Origin of the sequence: Sorangium sp. So ce385, assembly GCF_051474135.1 — a bacterium.
GTDB lineage: Bacteria > Myxococcota_A > Polyangia > Polyangiales > Polyangiaceae > Sorangium > Sorangium cellulosum_D.
Window position 1 is genome coordinate 8,697,001 of the sequence record NZ_CP150337.1, and the last position, 21,179, is coordinate 8,718,179.

At 70.8% G+C, this 21,179-nt stretch carries 14 protein-coding genes; 6 read left to right on the forward strand and 8 right to left on the reverse strand.

Going from position 1 to position 21,179, the window contains the following annotated elements:
• Window positions 1-208 precede the first annotated feature (208 nt).
• The gene (locus WME83_RS31620; RefSeq protein WP_437313426.1) at window positions 209-1,141 is read right to left on the reverse strand and encodes a DUF2935 domain-containing protein; all 933 of its coding nucleotides are present in this window, start codon (window positions 1,139-1,141) and stop codon (window positions 209-211) included.
• A gap of 622 nt (window positions 1,142-1,763) precedes the next feature.
• Here WME83_RS31620 and WME83_RS31625 point away from each other — a divergent pair.
• The 3 genes from WME83_RS31625 to WME83_RS31635 all read left to right on the forward strand — a co-directional run bounded on the left by WME83_RS31625 (window position 1,764) and on the right by WME83_RS31635 (window position 5,357).
• A complete protein-coding gene (locus tag WME83_RS31625) occupies window positions 1,764-2,162 on the forward strand; it encodes a YciI family protein (RefSeq protein ID WP_061625379.1) in 399 nt (132 codons plus the stop codon).
• Complete coding sequence (locus WME83_RS31630) at window positions 2,159-3,436, forward strand: RNA polymerase sigma factor (protein WP_437313427.1); 1,278 nt, start codon at window positions 2,159-2,161, stop codon at window positions 3,434-3,436. The genes WME83_RS31625 and WME83_RS31630 overlap by 4 nt, the downstream gene beginning before the upstream one ends.
• A 412-nt stretch (window positions 3,437-3,848) precedes the next feature.
• Window positions 3,849-5,357, forward strand: coding sequence for a trypsin-like peptidase domain-containing protein (locus WME83_RS31635; RefSeq protein ID WP_437313428.1), 1,509 nt, complete (start codon window positions 3,849-3,851; stop codon window positions 5,355-5,357).
• 309 nt (window positions 5,358-5,666) lie between these two features.
• Here WME83_RS31635 and WME83_RS31640 read toward each other — a convergent pair whose 3' ends face one another.
• Window positions 5,667-6,662 (reverse strand): quinone oxidoreductase family protein, encoded by a 996-nt coding sequence (locus WME83_RS31640; RefSeq protein WP_437313429.1) that lies wholly within the window; start codon window positions 6,660-6,662, stop codon window positions 5,667-5,669.
• A gap of 80 nt (window positions 6,663-6,742) precedes the next feature.
• On the opposite strand from WME83_RS31640, the gene WME83_RS31645 reads away from it, so the two are divergent.
• Entirely contained in the window at window positions 6,743-7,606 is an 864-nt protein-coding gene (locus WME83_RS31645) for a helix-turn-helix domain-containing protein (protein ID WP_437313430.1), read from the forward strand.
• 367 nt (window positions 7,607-7,973) lie between these two features.
• Window positions 7,974-8,693 carry a YbhB/YbcL family Raf kinase inhibitor-like protein gene (locus tag WME83_RS31650; RefSeq protein WP_437313431.1) on the forward strand — a complete coding sequence of 240 codons (720 nt, stop codon included), beginning with the start codon at window positions 7,974-7,976 and terminating at the stop codon, window positions 8,691-8,693.
• Between the two features lie 377 nt (window positions 8,694-9,070).
• Here WME83_RS31650 and WME83_RS31655 read toward each other — a convergent pair whose 3' ends face one another.
• The 6 genes from WME83_RS31655 to WME83_RS31680 form a co-directional block, all read right to left on the reverse strand.
• Window positions 9,071-13,981, reverse strand: coding sequence for an AAA family ATPase (locus WME83_RS31655; protein ID WP_437313432.1), 4,911 nt, complete (start codon window positions 13,979-13,981; stop codon window positions 9,071-9,073).
• Between the two features lie 314 nt (window positions 13,982-14,295).
• Window positions 14,296-15,117 carry an alpha/beta fold hydrolase gene (locus WME83_RS31660; protein WP_437313433.1) on the reverse strand — a complete coding sequence of 274 codons (822 nt, stop codon included), beginning with the start codon at window positions 15,115-15,117 and terminating at the stop codon, window positions 14,296-14,298.
• Window positions 15,118-15,418: 301 nt separating this feature from the next.
• Entirely contained in the window at window positions 15,419-17,242 is a 1,824-nt protein-coding gene (locus WME83_RS31665; RefSeq protein WP_437313434.1) for an amidohydrolase, read from the reverse strand.
• A complete protein-coding gene (locus WME83_RS31670) occupies window positions 17,239-17,793 on the reverse strand; it encodes an antibiotic biosynthesis monooxygenase (RefSeq protein ID WP_437313435.1) in 555 nt (184 codons plus the stop codon). The genes WME83_RS31665 and WME83_RS31670 overlap by 4 nt, the downstream gene beginning before the upstream one ends.
• Before the next feature lie 10 nt (window positions 17,794-17,803).
• A complete protein-coding gene (locus tag WME83_RS31675; protein ID WP_437313436.1) occupies window positions 17,804-18,481 on the reverse strand; it encodes a hydrolase in 678 nt (225 codons plus the stop codon).
• A 306-nt stretch (window positions 18,482-18,787) separates the two neighbouring features.
• The gene (locus tag WME83_RS31680; protein ID WP_437313437.1) at window positions 18,788-19,636 is read right to left on the reverse strand and encodes a hypothetical protein; all 849 of its coding nucleotides are present in this window, start codon (window positions 19,634-19,636) and stop codon (window positions 18,788-18,790) included.
• Between the two features lie 392 nt (window positions 19,637-20,028).
• Here WME83_RS31680 and WME83_RS31685 point away from each other — a divergent pair, with 392 nt between their 5' ends.
• On the forward strand, window positions 20,029-21,144 hold the full coding sequence (locus tag WME83_RS31685) for a hypothetical protein (protein WP_437313438.1): 1,116 nt from the start codon (window positions 20,029-20,031) through the stop codon (window positions 21,142-21,144).
• Window positions 21,145-21,179: the final 35 nt, after the last annotated feature.

The window sequence follows — 21,179 nt, forward strand, 5'->3', positions numbered from 1 at the left end:
GCGGCGGTCGCGCGAGGGGCCTAGCTCCGCGCGACCGCAGAGGCCACGCCGGGCTGCTCGAGAGGCCCGAGGCCGCGCTCGGCCGCCCCGCGGCAGGCCGAGCGCGACCGGACCTGATCGCGCGGCGACGTCATCCCCCGGAGAGCGGAGGTGACCTGACAGGACGGCGCGCCGGGCCCCGCGCGGCTCCGCCCGCGGACGCCTCCGCTCACGGGGCGCGCCTCACCTCGTCGGAGAACCGCACCGCCTCGCGGAGGACGTGATCGGCGAGCGATGGATCGATGATGCTCTTGATCTGCCCCGCCTCGATGCCGTGCTCCGCGGCCGTCTTGAAGTCGATGATCTCGTCGGCCATCGTCGCGAGCTGCCCGCTGCCGACGCGGTGCGCGTGCGTCTGATACAGCTGCTCCGCGCGCGCCTTCGCGTCCGCGACGAGCGCGCGCTCCTGCGGGTCGAGCAGGTGCGCGACGAACTCGAGGTGATCCGCCATGATCGTCGTCCAGAACGACGCCACCTCGTCGCTCTGGAGCGCGGCGCTGCCTTGCGCGAGCAGATCGAGCCGGGCGGCGAAGCGCTCGGCCTCGCGCGCGATGTGGTCGAAGAAGAGCGGCCAGACGAGGCTCTTGAGCGTGCCGGCCTCCTGCGCGCGCTGCATGCGGCGCTTGTACTCGATGAACTGGAGCACGTCCGCCCGCGTCGAGAGGAGGAGCGCGGCGAGCCCGTCATCGCGATAGCCGCTGTCGCGGGCCGAGAGGAAATGCCCGGCGAAGGTCATCTGGAACTGCCGCGCCTCGCTCCGCGGCCCGCGGAGGCGGTCGCCGGGCATCAGCAGCGCGATGAACATCGCGTGTTCCATCAGCTGGTCCGTCCAGAAGAGGACCTCCGACACGGCGTGCGCGGCGTAGCCGGCGTTCGCGCCCGGCAGGTAGATCGGCTTCCTCGCGCGATGATCGACGGCGACGCCGGGCGTGAAGGCGGCCCCTTCCGGCAGGGGGATCGGCCCGACCGACTCGCTGTCTGCGCCCTTGCCCGCCCCGAGCGCGAGGCCCGGTGTGGCGAGCAGCGATAGGCCGGCGGTGGCCGCGGCCCTGCCCGCGAATTGCCTGCGTCCAAGTTTCCCTTGCAAAGCACGCTTCTCCATCGATACTCCTCCAGGTCCGATCAGCGGTGAGAACCGAGCGCGAGGGTGCATGTCCCGCGCCCGAACCGAGGAGCGGGCCCGGCGAGCGCGGCGCCACGCGAGCGCCTCGCCGGGCGCGGCCCCCCGCGGCGACGGGATTCACCACGAGGAGGCGCCTCACCTCGAGGGGAGCCGCCGGGGACCGCGAGGGGGCGCAGGGCCGCGGAATCCGCCCGCGATGGGAGGCCGGCGGGCTATAACCTGCGAAGCCCGAGCACACACCCCCTCATCCGCCGGGTACCTGCGACTGCCGAGCACACGGCGTCACCCATCCTGCCGTCCGCGGGAGAGCCCGGACGCGCTTCGAGGACGTACCGTCGCTCGCCCCTCGCCGTCGCACGACGCGGGCGGAGCCGATCACGTCGTCCACGCAAGCGCGAGGCCCCATCGCGGGCGCGGCGAGCGCCGCCGATGAACGCCCGCCGCCGCGCACGATGCCCACATTCACCCACCTTGGACCCTGTGTCGGTCCCACAATTTCTTCGCTATCGTCGCCCGGGATGTCGAGACCCCGCCCTCGGCTCCGACCTCCCCAGGAACGCGCCCCGATGCCCGGGGCGCCCGCGATGAGAAGGAGTCGGCCATGAAATACATCATGATGATGCACACCCCGCACGGCGGTCCCTACCAGGTCGCCAGCTGGCCTCAGAAGGACTTCCAGGCGCATATCGCCTTCATGAAGCGCTTCCACCAGCAGCTCAGCGCGTCGGGGGAGCTCGTGGCGGCCGAGGGCCTGGCGGGGCCCGAGCAGGCCAAGCTCGTGCGCGCCGGCAAGGACGGCAAGCCCATCACCGACGGTGTGTTCCCGGAGACCAAGGAGTTCCTCGCCGGGTACTGGATCGTGGACGTCGACAGCCCCGAGCGCGCCTACGAGCTCGCCGCCCAGGCGTCCGCCGCGCCCGGCCCCGGGGGCGCGCCGCTCAACCTGGCGATCGAGGTGCGAGAGGTGATGAGCGCGCCGCCCCCCCAAGAGCTGCCTTGACCTCACGGCCGCGGGACACCGGGGCCGAGCGCCTGCTGCGCGACCTCGCGCCGCAGGTGCTCGGCGCCATCCTCCGTCGATTCCGCGACTTCGGCGCCGCCGAGGACGCGGTCCAGGAGGCGCTCGTCGCGGCGGCCACCCAGTGGCCGCGCGACGGCGTGCCCGACGAGCCGCGCGCCTGGCTGATCCAGGTGGCGGCGCGGCGCATCACCGATCACGTCCGCAGCGAGGCCGCCCGCCGGCGCCGCGAGGCGTTCGTGGTCAGCCTCGTGCCGCCGGAGCAGCAGATCGCCCTCGCCGCCGACAGCGACGAGGCGGTGGAGCAGGACGACACGCTCGCCCTGCTCTTCATGTGCTGCCACCCCGCGCTGTCGACGCCCTCCGCGATCGCGCTGACCCTGCGCGCCGTCGGCGGCCTGACGACGGCCGAGATCGCCAGGGCGTTCCTGGTCCCCGAGGCGACCATGGCGCAGCGGATCAGCCGCGCCAAGCAGACCATCAAGGCGTCCGGCGTGCCGTTCCAGATGCCGACGGCGCCCACGTCGGAGGAGCGCTCGGCGCGGCTCGGCGCCGTGCTGCACGTGCTCTATCTGATCTTCAACGAGGGCTACACGACGAGCTCCGGCCCCGCGCTGCACCGCGACGATCTGTCGAGCGAGGCGATCCGCCTGACGCGCGCCGTGCACGCGCTCCTGCCGGACGACGGCGAGGTCGCGGGCCTGCTCGCGCTGATGCTCCTGACCGACGCGCGGCGCGCGGCGCGGACCGGGCCCGAGGGCCAGCTGATCCCGCTCGCCGACCAGGATCGGAGCCTGTGGGATCAGGGGGCCATCGCCGAGGGCGTCGCGCTCGTGACCGCGGCGCTGTCCAGGGGCTCGATCGGCGCTTACCAGGTGCAGGCCGCGATCGCGGCGGTGCACGACGAGGCGGCGCGCGCCGAGGACACGGACTGGCCGCAGATCCTGGCGCTGTACGACGTGCTCCTCGGGATGTCCGACAACCCCATGGTGGCGCTCAGCCACGCGATCGCGACGGCCATGGTGCGCGGCCCCGAGGCGGGGCTCGAGCTGCTGAGATCGCTCGACGCCGACCCGCGCCTCCAGGGACATCACCGCCTCGACGCCGCCCGCGCGCACCTCCTGGAGCGGGCCGGGGATCGCGAGGCCGCGATAGCCCATTACCGGAGGGCGGCCGGCCGCACGACGAACACCCCCGAGCAGAACTACCTCCTGTCGCAGGCGGCTCGGCTCTGCGACGCCCGGAGCCGTACGTAGCGAGTCGCGAGGCCTCCGCGGGGTCCGGCGCGGGCTCCGGCCGGCGTGAGGGCAAACCCGATGCACGGTGTGCATGAGGCTCATGCCGACTATCCATTGGGACCCCGTCGACCGGGAAACTAGAGTCCGACGCTGACCAGCTCTCGTGTTTCACGAAGCTTGAGCGCGTCAGTATCCATCAGATGTCAGATTCGTGCTCGAGGCCGGATCGAGCGTTGAACCACCCGTTCGAGATCGCTAGCTGATCCCGCGCCGCATCGCCCCTGGCGCGGGCGCACAGGGCGGCTCGACTCGCTTCCTTGCGCCTCGGGTCGACGCGCGCTGCCGAGGAGCGCCCCCCCCCCGCGGCACGGCCGCGCAGGGCGCCTCGCAGCGCATTCGATGTCCTTGCATTACAACTCGGGAGTTTGCCATGAAGATATTCCGATTGATCGCTTGCACGGGTCTCGTGTTCGCCGGGGCCGGCGTGGCTTGCGGGACGCCGGCCGACGACGAGGCCACAGGGGAGATCCGCTCCGAGGTCATCTATGGTGACGACGACCGGGAGGAGCCGTTCACGTACTCGGATCCGGTGTGGGCGCAGCGCGTGCTGGATTTCACCGTGGCCCTGGTCCCCACCTCGGCGGTCGACGCCTCGGACCCGAACGACATCCAGATCGCCGGACCCAACTGGATCGGGCGCGACAACGTGTGCCCCGACGAGCGCTTCGCCACCCAGCCGGCGCTCGCCGACTGCAGCGGCACGCTGATCGACGACGACCTGGTGCTGACGGCCGGGCATTGCATCAACAACTGCAACGACAGCCGCTTCGTCTTCGATTACGCGATCAACTCCTCCACCGGCCAGCTCAACCAGATCACCAGCGACGACCTCTACCGCTGCGTGGACTTCCTCACCTGGTACCGGGACCCGAGCGGCGCGGACTACACGGTCGTGCGCCTCGACCGGCCGGTCGTGGGGCGGCAGCCCGCGGACGTGCGCGCGTCGAGCGCGCCGCTGGACGAGGACATCGACCTCATCGTGCACGGCTTCCCCCGCGGATTGCCGCTCAAGCTGGCCGACGGCGCCAACATCCGCGACGCGAGCGACCCCGAGTTCTTCGTCGCGAACCTGGACACGTTCGTGGGCAACTCGGGCTCGGGCGTGTTCGATCTCGCCACGCACGAGCTCGTGGGCATCCTGGTGCGCGGCGCGGCGGATTTCGAGCCCGACCCGAACGGCGCCGCCTGCGTGCGCCCGAAGCAGTGCGCGGACGACGGATGCCGCGGCGAGGACGTGACCTACGCCCACCTCGCGGTCCAGGCCATGTGCGAAATGACGGTGTCCGACGTGTGCTCCTGCGGCGACGGCGCCTGCGGCCCGCTCGAGAGCCCGGCCTCGTGCGCGACCGATTGCTCCTGCGGCGACGGCGTCTGCAGCACCGGCGAGAGCACCTCGTCCTGCCCGGCGGACTGCCGGCTGGAGGTGCTGTACGACGAGCACACGCCGCAGCCGAACTGGGTGACGCCGGGGATCCAGGTGCGCAATACCGGGACCGACAGCCTCCTCCTCTGGAACACGACGGTGCGGTATTACTTCACCAAGGAGCCGCCTGGCACGCTCGCGGCCGAGTGCTGGGGCTGCTCGACCACGCCGGCGATGACCTTCCACGAGGTGCCCGGCGGCGGGTGCGCGAACGCGACCCACTACGTCGACGTGGTGATCCCGGAGGTGACGCTGGCGCCCTCGGGCACCACCGAGCAGTTCCGCGTCGCGTTCCACGCGTCCAGCTGGCAGGACTTCAATGAGTCGAACGACTACTCGTACGCCGGAGCCAGCTGGAACTGGGCGCCCAACCCGAAGATCACGATGTATCGGCTCGGCATGAGGGTCTTCGGCGACGAGCCCTGTCCGGGCGTCTTCATTCCGCCCCCGAACTGAGCCGGCGTCGCTCGCGCCCGCCGGGCCAGCTCCGCGAGGGGGCGCCGGCGGGCGCCCCCGGCGAAGCCGCCGTGGAGCTCAGGGTGAACCGCAGCCGAACGGCGGAAGACCTGTCCACGCGCCGTTGCCCCCGGCGCCGAGATCCATAAGTGTGCCTAACGAATCGGCCGATCGCGGAGCCGGGAGCGCTGCCTCGCGCTGGCCCGGCGCTCGGGACCGCGAGCGTCCAGCGCCGACCGCGTCGATGTCACGAATCCGCTCATGGCTCGACGTCCGGCGACGCGGGGCAAAGGCCAAAGGCCCCGCGGCTCAGAAGCCGTCTTCCACGCGGATCGCGATCTTTCCCACGGTGCGCGCCGACTCGATGGCGCGGTGGGCCTGCGCGAGGTCGCGCACCGGGTAGGTCGCGCTGACGACGGGCCGCACGTGGCCTTGCGCCGCCAGCGCCGCGACCGCGGCCAGCGCGCGGCCCTGCGCGTGCGGGTCGAGCCGCCACATCGAGGCGGCCCCCATCACGTGATAGACGAGCGACGCCGCCTTGAGGAAGAGCCGATCCGCGACGGGCGCCGGCGTCGGCACGATGCTCACCACGGTGCCCATCGGGGCCACCGCGTCGAGCGCCTGATCCAGCGCGCTGCCGCCGGCGTTGTCGAACGCCGCCGCGACGCCCGCCCCGCCGGTCAGCTCCCGGCAGGCCTGCCCGACGTCCTGCGTGGCGTGATCGAGCACGACCGCGGCGCCGAGCTCGCGGCACAACGCCGTCGACGCGGGCCGGCTGGCGGTCGCCACGGCGCGCAGCCCGAGGTGCCGCGCGAGCTGGAGCATCAGGTGCCCTACCCCGCCGGCGCCCGCGGTGATCAGCACCGTGGCGCCGGCCGCGGGCCGCGCGCGGGCGAGGCATTCCCAGGCCGTGACGCCGGCCAGCGACAGGCACGCGGCCTCCTCGTGCGACAGGGTCGGCGGCTTGCGGGCGAGGGTGCGGCCGTCGACCACGGCCAGCTCGGCGTTCGCGCCCTGCCCGAACAGGCTGGGCGAGCCGAACACCTCGTCGCCGACCGCGAACCCCTCGACGCCGGGGCCGACCGCGTCGACGACGCCGGAGATGTCGTAGCCGAGCACCAGCGGGAACTGCCGCTCGATGCGGCGCGGCCCGGGCGACGGCGAGCGCGCCCGCACGTCCGCCGGGTTGATCGACGACGCGATCACCCGCACCCGCACCTGATGCCGCCCCGGCGCCGGGTCGGGCAGCTCCAGCGGCACGAGCTGCGAGGCGTCGCCGTGGCGATGGATTCCGATTGCCTTCATGCGCTTCGCTCCTCACGATCGGCGCCGACGTCCGCGGCGCCGGCGCAAGGTGACCACCGGCGGCCCGCGCGTATTGAACGATGTCGACATCGAGGCTCGCCCCCGCCGCCCGCGAACGCCGCGCGTCGCCGCTCCTCGCGCACGCCGCGCCCGGCGCCGGCCAGCCCGGGATCACCGGGCTCGTCGACGTGGCGGGGAGCGTCGCGTCGTGGGGGCCACCGGCGCCGCGCGCGCTGCCGTCGCTGCACGCGGTCCTGAGCATCGGCCTGGTCGGCGAGATCCAGAGCGAGCGCGACGACCGGGCGGGCGGCGCGGTCTGGCTGTCCGGGGTCGCGACGCGGCCGTTCGGCTACCGGTTGCCCGCCGAGCTGCACGCCGTGATCGTCCTGCTCGAGCCGTGGGTGCTCCCGGCGTGGTTCGGCCTCGACGCCGGGTGCCTCGTCGACCGCCGCATCGATCTGCGCGACGCGATCGGCGCGGCGCCCGTGGCGGCGCTGCTCTCGGCCGTGCGGCGCGAGGGCACGCCGCACGGCCGCTTGCTCTCGGTGCGGCGCTGGGCGGCCGCGCTGCCGCCGCGCGCGGCGGCGCCGGCCCCCGCGCTGCGCGACGCGCGGCTCGCCGACCGGGACGCGGCTGCCCTCGCCCGTGCGCTCGGCGTCTCGCTGCGCCAGTCCGAGCGGCTGCTGCTGCGCCACCACGGGGTGACGCTGCGCGAGATGAAGGGCATCCGGCGCTTCCAGCGCGCGCTGGAGCATTTCGACGAGGGCCTGCCCTGGGCCGCGCTGAGCGCCGACGCCGGGTTCGCCGATCAGAGCCACCTGTGCCGCACCGTGCGCCGCTACGCCGGAATGACGCCCGCGGCGCTGCAGGGCGCGGCCGGGGCCAGCCTGATCGCGCCGCTGTACCGGCCGCTGATCTGCCGCGACCGGTTCGTCGCCATCTGACGCCGCGAGGAACGGGCGGCGCTCGGCGACGACGGCCCTCTCTGCAAATCTCCTCCGACGCAAGACCTGTGCGCCGGAGCTGTAGAGATGAAGCGTGTCGACACAAAGACGTGTGCGCCGGCGCTGTAGAGATGAAGCATGTTAACGCTCAACGTGTGCGCCGGAGCTGTAGAGATGAAGCGTGTCGACACCGGACGAAGTCCCGGGAAATGTGCCACTGAATTGAGATTCTTTTTTTCGTGGAGCGAAGCGACTGCCATCGCGAGAGAAACCTGGACGTGACATCATCCCGCGCATGCGAACCATCACGGATAGGCTCACTCGCAGCATAGGAATTCTCATCCTCACAAGCGTTCCGCTCGCAACATTGAACTGCTCCGACGATGACACCGGGCCCTCGGGCGACGGCGGGGGCTCCGCGACGAGCACCGGGACCACGGGCGGCCCCGGCAGCACCAGCAGCACGACCTCGGCGAGCTCCACGACCACGGCGGCGACGACGGGGACCGGCGGCGCGGGCGGCGCGGGCGACGGCGGCGGCGGCGGCGACGCGGGCGGCGCGAACGAAGGCGGCGGCGGCGGCGAGTCCTCCGCCGAATTCAAGCTCACGAGCCCCAATCACGAGGAAGGCGCCGAGTTCGCCGACAAGTACACCTGCGCGGCGGCCGGCTTCAACGGCAGCCTCCTGCCGGAGCTCAACTGGACCGCGGGGCCTCCGGGCACGAAGAGCTACGCCATCACCTTCATCGACGTCACCCTGGCGCATAAGACGCCGCCCAACATGAACGGCTATCACTGGGTCATCTACAACATTCCGGCCAACGTCACCTCGCTGCCCGAGGAGTTCAAGGACGCGGCGTCGATCGGCGCCAAGCAGAACAGCAACTACCTCGGACCCTGCCCGAATTTCGGCGGCGGGAGCGCCAACACCGACACCTACGAGTTCACGATCTACGCGCTCGGGGAGGAGTCGGTCACGATCGCGGGCTCGGGCACCGCCGCGGTCAAGGACGCCGAGACCAAGCTCGAGGCGAACAACCTGGCGAAGGCGAAGCTCACCGGCACGTCCAACGCCTCCCCGCCCTGACGAGCGACAGCGGGCCTCGACGGAGGCCCGGGTCCTCGCGGTCACGGGACCGCTGTTTCGAATCCTTCGAGTCGACGGACGGCGGCGCGCGCTTCCACGGCGCGCCGCCGCGCTCGGCGGGGAGAAGCGCCACCGCTCGCGCCGGCTCTCCGGCGAGCGCCGGAGACCCCTGCGCAGGCACAGCACATCACTTAGTTTGGCTAACTATCGAAGGACACGCCGCACGCCAAGCACCCGTCGAGGGATGTTCGAGCGCCGGCGCCGGACCTTCATCGCAATGCCGCGACCCAGGTCGAAGTGCCATGCTCCGGTCGCCTCGCTGCGCTGCGCTGCCTCGCGGGTCGACGCGCGAGTCAACGCGCGAGTCAACGCGCGGGTCAACGCGTCGCGCGCGGCGCCGAGGTGAGGCTCCTCATGCAGAACTTGAGGGCCTCGCGCAAGGTGGCATGCGTGCCGAGGGCGCGCATGTCGAGCTCGAGCGAGGTCATGGTCCGCGCCACCGCCGGCCGGATGCCGGTGACGATCGCGCGGACGCCGAGCAGCGCCAGGGCGCGCACGATGCGCACGAGATGATCGGCCACCGCCTCGTCGATCGCCTCGACGCCGGTGGTGTCGAGGATGGCGAACCGGATGCTGCCGCGCACGACCGCGTTCAGCAGGCTGTTCATGATCTCGTCCGCGCGCTCGCGGTCCAGGATGCCGATGAGCGGCACCGCCAGGACACCGTCCCACACCTGGAGGATGGGCGCGGAGAGGGCGTGGATCACCTGGCGTTGCTGCTCGATCAGGGCGCGCTGCTCCAGCATGCGCTCCTCCTGCTCGCGCTCCCGCGCGGCGTAGAGCTCGCCGAGCTGGGCGTGCGCCGCGCTGAGCTCGGCGTGCGCCGCGGTGAGCTCGGCCGTGCGGGCAGCCACCTTGTCCTCGAGCTGGGCGAAGAGGCGCGCGTTCTCCAGCGAGACGGCGATCTGCGACGAGAGCAGGCCGATGAGCTCGACGCGATCGCGCGTGAAGGCGGCGCTGGCGAGCGCGTTCTCGAGGTAGACGATGCCGATGACGCGCCCCTGGTGCACGATCGGCGAGACGAACAGCGACTTTGCCTGAGAGACCCGGATATGAGGGTCGTACGAGAACGATGGATGGGCCGGCCCGTCATCGATGACGACGCTCTCCTCGGTCCGCTCGACATATTTGATCACGCCGGCGGCCAGGTCGGAGCGGGAGTCCAGCGGGGCCGAGGCGACCCGCTCGAAGCGATCGCCCACGACGTCGCCGGCGGCCTCGATGGTGAGGCCCCCCTCGCCCTTCAGGATCAAGAAGCCGCGGCGCGCGCCGGCGTTCTCGATCATGATGCGCATCAGCGCCTCGAGCAGCCGGGGCAGGACGATCTCCCCGGAGAGGGCCTGAGAGGCCTTGAGCACGCTGCGCAGATCGAGGTCCTCCCGGACGCGCACCGGGGCGCTGGGGATGGCGGGCAGATCGCGCTTCAGGAGATCGGGATGGTCGCGCTCGAGGCGGGCCATGGCGCTCGCGGCGCCCCAGCGCGCATACTGGGCGTGCGCCTCGATCATGTAGGCGCGCGCGAGCGTGGTCCTCCCGAGCTTGAGATAGCAGCGCGCGCAGAGCTCGTTGCCGAGGGCGAGGTCGTGCAGGTAGCCGCCCTCGGCGGCCGCCTGGATGCCCTCGTCGTAGAGGTCGAGCGCGAGGCGCCTGTCGCCGCCCACGCGCGCGAGCTCGGCCGCGAGCAGGAGGTGGCGGTGCCGCATGTTGTCGGGGGCGTGGCTGGCCCAGAAAGCCACCTTCTCGCCGAAGGCGCGGGCCTTCTCGAGGTACTTCTCCCGGGTCTCCGGATCCGCGCCCTCGGCGGCCAGGACCAGGGCGACGCCTCCGTAGAAGTGGAACGGAGGGTTGCCTTGCCAGCCGGCGATCCCGATGATGCTGGCGTTGGCGTCGAACGCGAGCGACGCCGCGCCCGCGTGGTCGCCCTGGAAGAGGCGCAGGACGAGCCGATAAAAGAGGGCGAAGAAGAGGGAGGCCTGGTTGTTGATCGCGGCCGCGGCCGCGATGATCTCGTCGATCTGGATCCACTCGCCGGCGAGGTCGCTCGGGCCCGGATCCGGGCTCATGAGGTTCTCGCAGAGCTGGCCGATGGCGCTGACCATCCAGGTGATGAAATTCCACCTGTCGAACTTCCGCAGGGGCAGCAGCGAGCGCGACTCCGCCTTGATCTCGGCGAGGGGCAGGCCGAGGAGCAGGGTGCTCGTGTTCGCGTTCACCATGCAGTAGAACGCCCAGACGTACTGCCCTGTCTCCAGGCCGGCGTGGATGCCGGTGTGGAGGATCTCTCGCCCCTTCGCGTAGCTCGTCCGCCAGTGCATGACGAACGCGCCCCACATGCAGGCGAGGATCGGCTCGTTCCGCTTGTCCGGATAGCGCCGGAGGAGCTCGACCGCGGCCTCGCCGAAGGCGTAGCCGAGCGGGATGCGGCCGCTGACGCACAGGATCTGGCCGAAGACGACGTAGGAGAAGACCGAGCTCTGCGAGACGCCGTATTGCGCGGTGTCCCGCAGGATCCGCATCACGCAGAACCCGAAGTTGTTGCTGGCGAGGAAGTAGCAGGCCGAGATCATCTCCTCCAGCACGTTGTGGAGGGCGGCGATCTCGGGGTCGGCGAGCCGCGGCAGATCGAGGAGCGACTCCATCGATCGGCCGTCGAGGAGCTTCAGCGTCGCCTCCACGTCGCCGGCGACCGCCTCGTCCGACGGGAAGGGCGGGAGATCGATCCCGAAGAGCCGCAGGGCCACGAGCCCCTCGGTCAGGGCGGCGTGCAGATCGCCCTTGAGGACATGCACCTTGACCTTGAGCCCGTACGCCCGGGTCTTGTCGAGCCGGCTCGCCCCGTGGGCCACGGCCCGCTCCAGCGTGACGAGGGCGTCGTCGGGGCGGCCGGCGAGCACCTGCATGAGGCCCATCTTCGTGGTGAGCGCGAAGATGAGCTCGTACTCCGCCGCCCACGGGTCGTCGGGGAGCCGCGCGAGCCCCTCGGCCACGTACTTGAGCGCCGCCTCGAAGGCCGAGCTCTCCTCGGCCCGCTCGGCCGCGGCGAGGTTCATCCGCGCGAGGTCGAGCCGCGCCGCGGGGTCGCCGATCAGGTCGCCCGCGCGGTTCAGGTGGTTCACGACGTCGAAGAGCCCGCGCGCGTCGGCCCCGAGCGCCGCTCTCAAGAGCAGCCCGACGCGGAGGTGAAGCCCCGGCCGCTCCGGGGCCGGGATCATCGAATAGGACGCCTCCTGGATCTTGTCGTGGACGAAGCGGTGGCTCGCGCCGTCGCTCGTGATGAGCTCCTCCTTGAGCGCCGGCTCGACGCGCGCGTAAAACTCGTCGATCGAGCACCCGCTGATCGTGGAGAGCGTGCCCAGATCGAAGCGGTTGCCGATGGCCGCCGCGAGCCGGAGCGCCTCCTGCGTGGGCGCGGGCAGGCGGCGGATGTTGCTCGCCATGAGGTCGACGACGTTGTCGGTGTACTCGAGGGCGCCGATCGCCGCGAGGTCCCACGACCAGCGGCCGGCCTGGTCGAACGAGAGCGCGCCGCTGTCGTGGATCGATTTGAGGAAGCGCTTGATGAAGAACGGGTTTCCGCCGGTCTTCTTGAGCACGAGCGCGGCGAGCTGCTCGCCGTCCGAGCGCCCGAGGCTGTCGTTGACGAGCGCCGTGACGTGCGGGAGCTCGAGCGGGGTGAGCACGATCGGCTCGGTCTCGAGGCCGCCTTTCCGGAGGTCCTCCATGGCGCGGATGAACGGGTGCGCGGAGCTCACCTCGTTGTCGCGGTAAGCGCCGCAGAAGAAGAAGGCCCCGAGCCCGTCGCCCTCGAGCAGCGCGTTGACGAGGCTGAGGCTCGCCGCGTCGATCCACTGGAGATCGTCGAGGAAGAGGACGACGGGGCGCCCCTGCCCCGTGAAGACCGAGACGAAGCGCTGGAAGGTGAGGTTGAGGCGGTTCTGCGCCTCGACGGGGCCCAGCGAGGGCACGGGGGGCTGCTGGCCGATGAGGTACGCCAGCGCGGGGAGGACCTCGCAGATCACCTGCGCGTTGTTCCCGAGCCCCTGGATCATCGCCGCTCGCCAGCGCGCGATGCGCTCCTCGCTCTCGGACAGGATCTGCCGGAGCAGGGCGTCGAACGCCTGGAGCACCGGGCCGAGGGGCCGGTCGCGGTTGTACTGGTCGTATTTGCCGCTGATGTAATAGCCCTTCTCGCGCGCGAGGGGCTTCAGGATCTCCTGCACGAGGGACGACTTGCCGATGCCCGAGTAGCCCGACACGAGGACGACCTTGCGCGCGCCGCCGAGGACCCCCATGAAGGCCTGGGTGAGCCGCTGGATGCTCTCCTCGCGGCCGTAGAGCCGCTGGTGGATCTGCAGCAGGTACGCGGCGTCGCGCTGGCCGAGCTCGAAGCGATCGAGGCGGCCCTGCGCGAGGCGCCGCCGGCACTCGTGGAGATCGGCGAGCAGGCCGAGCGCGGACTGATAACGGTCCTCCGCGTTCTTGGCGAGCAGCTTCATGACCACATCGCCGGACGGGGCGGGCACGCCGGCGCTCCGCTCCGTGGGGTGCTCGGGGATGAGGGCGATGTGGGCGTGGATGAGCTCGAGCGGGTCGATCGCCTCGAAGGGCAGGCTCCCGGTGAGCATCCGGTAGAACAGCACGCCGAGCGAGTACAGATCCGAGCGGTGGTCGACGCTGCGGTTCATCCGACCGGTCTGCTCGGGCGAGGTGTAGGGGAGCACGTCGGACAGGACGGCATCGCTGTAGAGCAATGCGCCCTCCTGGGTGACCGCGGCGTCTACCCCGTAGTTCAGGATCCGCGCCTCTCCAGCGCTGGAGACCACGAAGCTCTTCGGCCGGATGGCGCCGTGCACGACGCCGTGCCCGTGCAGCACGCGCACCGCCTCGGTCATCGAGATGGCGAGATCGAGGCACAGGCCGAGCTCGAGCCTGCCGCGCGCGGCGAGGAAGCTCCCGAGCTCCTCCCCGGCGGCGTCCTCGAACACCACGACGAGGTTCCCCTCGTGCTCCTCGACGCCGTGGACCTTGACGACACGCTCGGACTCGATCCGCGCGATGTGCTTGTATTCATGCTTGAGCCGGGCGCGGTCGACGACGCGCGACTCGGCCGCGCCGAGCACCTTGAGCACCACGGGGGCGCCGTCGCTCGCACGGACGGCGCGATAGCGGGCGGTGTCGCCCGTGGGATCGAAATGGATGACGGAGTGGTAGCTGGATAGGTTGAGCATCGATGGGTTCGAGAGAGCGTCGCGAAGGCAACGAGGCCCACGCGGGACAGCGCCCCTCCTGGAACCGTACAGGCTCACGGTGGAGCAGAGCAACGGCCTTGCGACGAGGGGAGCTGACGCTGGCAGGCGGGCTGCTCAGGAGGCACGGAGGAGGAGAGCACACCTCGACTGTGTCGCAGCCGACACAGCCACCTCCTCCCACAGGCCATTAGTTAATGGTATTTAACATGGCGGAATCCAGCCGGGCAAGCGAGAACGTGGGCGGCTGCGGGCGGGGTTCGTGGCGTGGTTCGCCGCTGGTCGGCCGTCGCGCTTCAGCGCTTGAGGAAGGCCAAGAGCTCGGCGTTGAACTCATCCGCGCGGGTCTGCGCGAGGCCATGGTCGGCCCCCTGGAAGACCTTCAGCGTCGCGCCCGGCACGAGCTTCGCCGCCTTGATCGCGGAGGCCTGGATCGGCACGATCTGGTCGTCGTCGCCGTGGACGAGGAGCGTCGGCACATCGATCTTCTTCAGGTCCTCGGTGTAGTCGACCTCGGAGAACTCGCGGATGCAGTCGAGCTGACCCTTGATGCCGCCCATCATGCCTTGCAGCCAGAAGGACTCGCGCAGCCCCTCGGAGATCTGCGCGCCAGGGCGGTTATAGCCGTAAAAGGGGATCGTCAGGTCCTTGAAGAACTGCGAGCGATTCGCGAGCGTGCCCTTGCGGATGCCGTCGAACACCTCGATCGGCGTGCCCTCGGGGTTGCCCGCCGTCTTGAGCATCAGCGGCGGGACGGCGCCGACCAGGACCACCTTGGCGGCGCGGCGCGTGCCGTGGCGCCCGACGTAGTGGGCGACCTCGCCGCCGCCCGTGGAGTGGCCCACGAGCACGAGATCGCGGAGATCGAGCGCCTCGATCAGCTCCGCGAGGTCGTCGGCGTACTGATCCATGTGGTTGCCGTCCCAGGTCTGGTCCGAACGACCATGGCTGCGCCGATCGTGGGCGATGACGCGATAGCCCTGCTGGCCGAAATAGGCCATCTGGACGTCCCACGCGTCCGCGCTGAGCGGCCATCCGTGGGAGAACAGGATGGGCTGGCCCTTGCCCCAGTCCTTGTAGAAGATCTTCGTGCCATCTCGGGTGGTGATCGTCGCCATGGTGGACTCCTTGTACGCTCCGCCCGCGCCAGGCGGGCGACACCGAAACACGACCGAAACACGGACAACTTGCAACGCGCAACTTGCAACGCGCAAGGCCGACCTGCCAACGGGTAGGCGGGACTTCGCTCTTGGCTTCTACGGAGCGTGGCCATAGAATACCCGATCGGAGCAGAACGCCCACCTCCAGACGTCCTGAAGGGACTCTCAGAACGTAACCTGTACCTGCGCTACCGAGCGCGTGGCGCCGGGATAGCCCTCCCCGCGCCTCCCCGGCGTGACCCGAAGCGCGCGCCCATCGTCAGAACGCGAAGCACTCGCACCCGCCGTCGAGCAGCCCGCGCAGCCCCGAGAGCCACCGCGGGAGCTCCGTCGAGCACCGGCCGGCGGCGGCTCGCGCCTGCGCCCGGGCCGCGGCCGGCGCGCCGGCCGGCGAGGGCCGATACGCGCCGGGGTAGCGGTGCAGCGGCGACCAGTCGGGCATCACGGGGAGGTCCCCCGGGTCGAGCGGCTTGAACTCGCCCGCGGCATACACCGGCTCGCCGCCGAGGATCGTGAGCACCGATTCGAGCCACTTAATCTCCTCGTCGGGAACACGGAAGTAGTCGCCGCTCAGGACGGCCATGTCGGCGAGCTGGCCGGCCGCGATCGCGCCGCGCTTGCCCTCGTCCCGCGACATCCACGAGCTCCCCTGCGTGTACAGCCGCAGCGCCTCTTCCCGCGTGAGCCGCGCCTCCTCGGGATAGAGGGAGAGCCCTCCCAGGGTCCTCCCCGTGGTCAGCCAGTACAGGGCGACGAACGGGTTGTAGCTCGCCACGCGCGTGGCGTCCGTCCCTGCCCCGACCGGAATGCCCATCTCGATCATGCGCCGGATCGGCGGCGTGCGCTCCGCCGCCTCGGCCCCGTACCGATCCACGAAGTACTCCCCCTGGAAGGCCATCCGATGCTGAACCGCGATGCCGCCGCCGAGGGCCTTCACGCGCTCCATGCTGCGGTCGGAGATCGTCTCGCAATGGTCGAAGAACCAGTGAAGGTCGCCGAGCGGCACATCGGCGTTCACCCGCTCGAAGACGCGGAGGAAGCGCTGGATCGACTCGTCGTACGTGGCGTGGAGCCGGAACGGCCAGCGGTTCTCGGCCAGGAAGCGCACGACGCGCTCGAGCTCGGCCTCGAGCGTCTGCGGGAGATCCGGGCGCGGCTCCAGGAAGTCCTCGAAGTCGGCCGCGGAGAAGACGAGCATCTCCCCGGCGCCGTTGCAGCGGTAGAGGTCGTCGCCCTCGCCCGGCCTCACGGCCTTGGACCACCGGACGAAGTCCTCGAGCTCCGCGCCGGGCTTCTGCGTGAAGAGGTTGTAGGCGATGCGCAACGTCATCTCGCCGCGCTCGTGGAGCTGGCGGATGATCTCGTAGTCCTCGGGGTAATTCTGGAACCCGCCGCCGGCGTCGCACACGCTGGTCACGCCGAGGCGGTTCAGCTCCCGCATGAAGTGGCGCGTCGAGTTGTATTGATACTCCGGCGGCAGCTTCGGCCCCTTCGCCAGGGTCGCGTACAGGAGGGTCGCGTTCGGCCGGGCGATCAGGAGGCCGGTGGGGTTGCCGGCCCGGTCGCGGGCGATCTCGCCGCCGGGCGGGTCCGGCGTCTCCTTCGTGTAGCCGCACGCCCGCAGGGCCGCGCGGTTGAGCAGGGCCTGGCCGTAGAGATGCAGGATGAAGACCGGGGTGTCCGGGGCGGCGGCGTTGATCTCGTCGAGCGTCGGCAGGCGGCGCTCGGCGAACTGGAACTCGCTGAAGCCGCCGACGACGCGCACCCATTGCGGGGCCGGCGTGCGCGCCGCTTGCTCCCGGAGCATCCGCAGGGCGAGCGACAGCGAGGGCACGCCCTCCCAGCGCAGCTCCATGTTGTAGTTCAGGCCGCCGCGGATGACGTGGAGATGGGAGTCGTTGAGCCCGGGGATGACCCTGCGGCCGCCGAGATCGACGACCTTCGTCTCCGGTCCGCGGTGAAAGTCCGAGGCGTTGTCGACGCCGGCGATCCGCCCGTCGACGACGACGACCTCCCGCGCCTCGGGGCGCCGCGGGTCGAGGGTGGTGATGCGTCCGTTGAACAGGATGAGATCGGCGATCATCGTGAATCTCCTTGGTCCGGATGGAGCCACCCCGCCGCCAGCTTCACGAGGAGCGGCATCGCCGCCCACGTCAGCGTCGCGACGATGCCGGCCGCGATGATCCCCGCCGAGAGCGCGCGAGGGAGGCGCGCTCCGAGCAGGGGCAAGAGCGCCGCCGGCACCGCCATGCTCACCGGCCAGACCGCGATCCACGTCAGCAGCGCCATCTTCCAGCGGGGCGGGCCCGCCGCGTGACGCGGCGGGAAGAAGGCCTCGAGGCCGCCCAGCTCCCGGGTTTGGGGCTCGCCTTCGACCATCGGCTCGATGGTCGCGAGCCACTCCTTGTAAAGAGGCGTCTGGTAGAACGCCTCTCGATCGGCGGCGCTGGCGAAGCTGCGGAGGATGCCGTACTCCGTCGAGCCGGAGCCCGGCGCGGGGCGCAAGAGGTGCACCCCGAGCGCTCCGTGCTCGGCCACGGAGCGGCGCGCGAACTCCGCCAGGCGCCGCTCGAACGCCTCGGCGTGCTCCCGCCGGACGCGCCGGGTGATGGCGACGTGGATGGTCGGACTCATGGGCGGCCGCCTAGTGACCGCCCTTCTTCGGCACGATCTGCGGCTTCGCCGCGGACTGAGGCGCGCGGTGGACCATACTGTAGGCGTACTCGACGCCCACGCCGTAGGCGCCGGCATGCTGCTTGAGCAGGCCCATGAGGTTGTTGTAGTGCTCGCGCTTCGCCCAGTCGCGCTGCCACTCCAGCAGCGCCGGGATCGTCGTGAGGCGCACCGCCCCGGCCTGGACCATGCGGGACAAGGCTGCTTCCTGGGCCGCGGGCGAGGTGGCGCCGCAGCAGTCCTCGACGACGTAGACGTTGTAGCCGGCGCCCAGCATCTCGATGGTCGGCCAGGTCACGCAGACCTCGGTCCACAGCCCCGTCATGAGGATGTTCTTCTTGCCCGTCGCCTCGATGGCGGCCCGGAACGCGGGGTCGTCCCACGAGTTCATCGAGGTGCGCTCGATGACGGCTTGACCGGGGAACACGTCGAGGAGCTGCGGCCACACGTAGCCGCTGAACGACTCCGTCTCCACCGACGTGAGGACCGCGGGCACGTTGAACTCCTTCGCCACCTTCGCGAGCAGGGTGACGTTGTTGATCAGCGTCGCGCGGTCGATGCTGGCGACGCCGAACGTCATCTGCGGCTGATGATCGATGAAGACGACGGCGGTGTCCTGCGGCGTGTACAGCTTGTGATACGGGTTCATGTCTTACCTATCGCTCCTGCCATGGACGATCGCGTCGGCGAGCTCGCCGACCGCGAGCAATGCGCCCCCCTCGGGCCGATACGCGTGGAACATTACGCGCCCGTGGTGAAGCCGTCTTGAACAAACGTGCCAGAGCTCGATCGGCCGGCGCGCTCGGGATCGCCGGTGATGGCGCGACGAAGAGGACAGGATTGTTCTAGCCGGCGCCGGCGGTCGACGGCGCTTCAACGCGCCCGCCCGAAGGGTCTGCCCTGCCCGGGTCGGCGCACCCTCGCTGTCGCGCGGGCAGCGAGCGCCGCGGGCGGCTCACTTGACGGGGAATTGCTCCGCGACCCAGCCCTGCCAGCCCGGCGGCATGCGCGTGGCCTCGAGGTAGCGGCGGAGCTGCTCGGCGTCGTCGAAGGCGGACATTCCCCACAGGCGGAACGCGTCGACATAGCCCATGTCGTCCTCGAAGGAGTCGGCGAAGTCGGCGAGCGACAGGCCGAGCTGCCAGGGCGCGTCGACGTGCCCGGCGCAGAGCAGCTGGGCGAGCGACAGGAGCCCGCGCTGCGGGTCGATCGCGCCCGCGTCTCCGGTCTCGAGCGCCCGCGCGCACGCTCTCCAGGACGCCGGCACGGCGGGGGGCGCCCATCCGCGGTCTCTCCGGAGCTCGGCGACCTGGCGCGACCAGAACCAGAGCTCGCGGGTGTCGTAGCGGGCCGCCTCCTCGGGGACGGGCTGCCGTTCCCACGGCCAGCGCAGCCCTCCCTGCTGGCCGAGCCAGGTGGTGAATGCGACGTCGGACGCGATGAGCCCCTGTTCCAGGAGCGCGGAGCGGCGCTCGGCCGCCGCGCTCGGGTCGTCCTCGTCGCCGTCATCTTCGTCGCCGTCGTCGTCGCCCCGCGCCGCGGGGTAGAGGACCTCGTGAACGGCGTCTGCCCAGCTGATGGGAGCGGGCGGGTGACGCCGCAGATAAGCGATGCGGGTCTCGGGCTCCGGGGCGAGCTGCTCGAGGAAGACGCTCCACATCCCCATCCAGTCTTCCCCGGCGCCCATGCGCCAGCCGAGGGTGTGGCGCTCGTAACCGGGGAAGCGCGCCCAGGGCGGGGCGAGATCGCCGCGCGCGTCGAGGTGCTCGCGGAGGCGCGAGCGACAGCTCTCTTTCCAGCTCATGACGGCAGCATACGCGAGGACGCGCCAGCTCAGCCCGCCCGAAGCCGGGTCAGAGACAGCCGGACATCGGCGCCGCTTCGCGGCGGCCTCGCGCGGGCGGACCTCGCCTCGTCTCCTCGGGGCTCCGCCCCGCTCCGCACCCCGGCGTCCGCTCCGCGGCCGCCCTCGACTTCCTTGTCCCCGCGAGGCACCAGGCGCCGACAAATTCGCTCGACGCCGCCCTCGAACCGCGGCACGTTCACCGACGGTCGTTTCGGTACGTCCTCCGGACCCATGACCCTGAAAACGAGCGGCCCATGCGGGTGAGGACCGGCGTGCAACAGGCCGCGGACCGCTCGGGCGACATCTCCGATCACGAGCGACGCGACGTCCCCGAAAGCGAAGGAGATCTCATGAAGAGAGCGGCCAATCGTCCTGCAGCAGGCCTCGGACCGAGCTCGCCGGGGGTGGTCTTGCTGTGCGCCCTCCTCGCAGGGTGCGGTGACGGCGAGATGGCGTCCAGCTCCTCGTCCATGTCTTCAGGCACCGGAGGCGGCGGCGGAGGCACGAGCGGCGGAAGCGGTGGTGGAGCAGGAGGCGGCGGCGCGCCGAGCGCCAAGCGCTACCCCGATCGCTTCACCGTCGGCGCCCCCGGCGTGGGCCCCTACGCCCAATCCGATCCCCAGCTCCCGGTGCCGCCCGGGTACACGGAAGTGTGGCCCAGCGACGACGAAAGCAAAGAGTGGGATCTGTACGATTGCGACGGCACCGTCAATCTGGACCACATGTATTTCCACGCGTTCATTTACATCGGCACCAGCTGCCACGGCACGGTCAACATCACCAACTCGATCATCGCGCCGCCGCCCGGCTCCACGAACCGCAGCATCCTGGTCAACGCCGACGAGTCCGCGCCGCTCACCTTGAACATCAGCGATACCACCATTCGCCCCGAGCCGGTCGGCCTCGGAGGTACGAACGCCGCCCTCACCGAGCATGCCGTGAACGCCTGTGCGACGTGCACCATCCGCTTGACCCGGGTGGACGTGGCCAACACCGGCGGCATGTGCCTCTGCGGCCAAAACACCGTCATCGAGCAGAGCTGGCTGCACGACAACTACATCGCGCACTTGGCGGACCCCTCTCTCGCGCATACGGGCGGCGTCTTCCCGTACGGGGGCAGCGGGCCGCTCGAAATCGGCCACAACCGGCTCGAGCCGGGCGTCGACGCCGCTACGGGCGACGAAGTGCCCAACTATTGGCAAGCGATCACCGCCGTGCTCTTCACCCAGAGCGTCGATGGCTCGACGCTGCGGAACTACGATGTCCACGACAACTTCGTCTCGCTCGGCGCCTACGATTTCTACCCCGAGAACGGCGAGGACATGATCCTGCGCAACAACGTCTTCGGCCCGAGCCACTGGGGTTACACGACGTCGTGCGCGACGTGTACGTACGCGGATTGGTCCAACAACGTGGTCGGCGACATCGACGGCAACCCCACGGACGAGGTCGTCCCCCAGCCATGAGGACGCGCTCTCGGCGGCGCCGAGGGGGCGCGCGG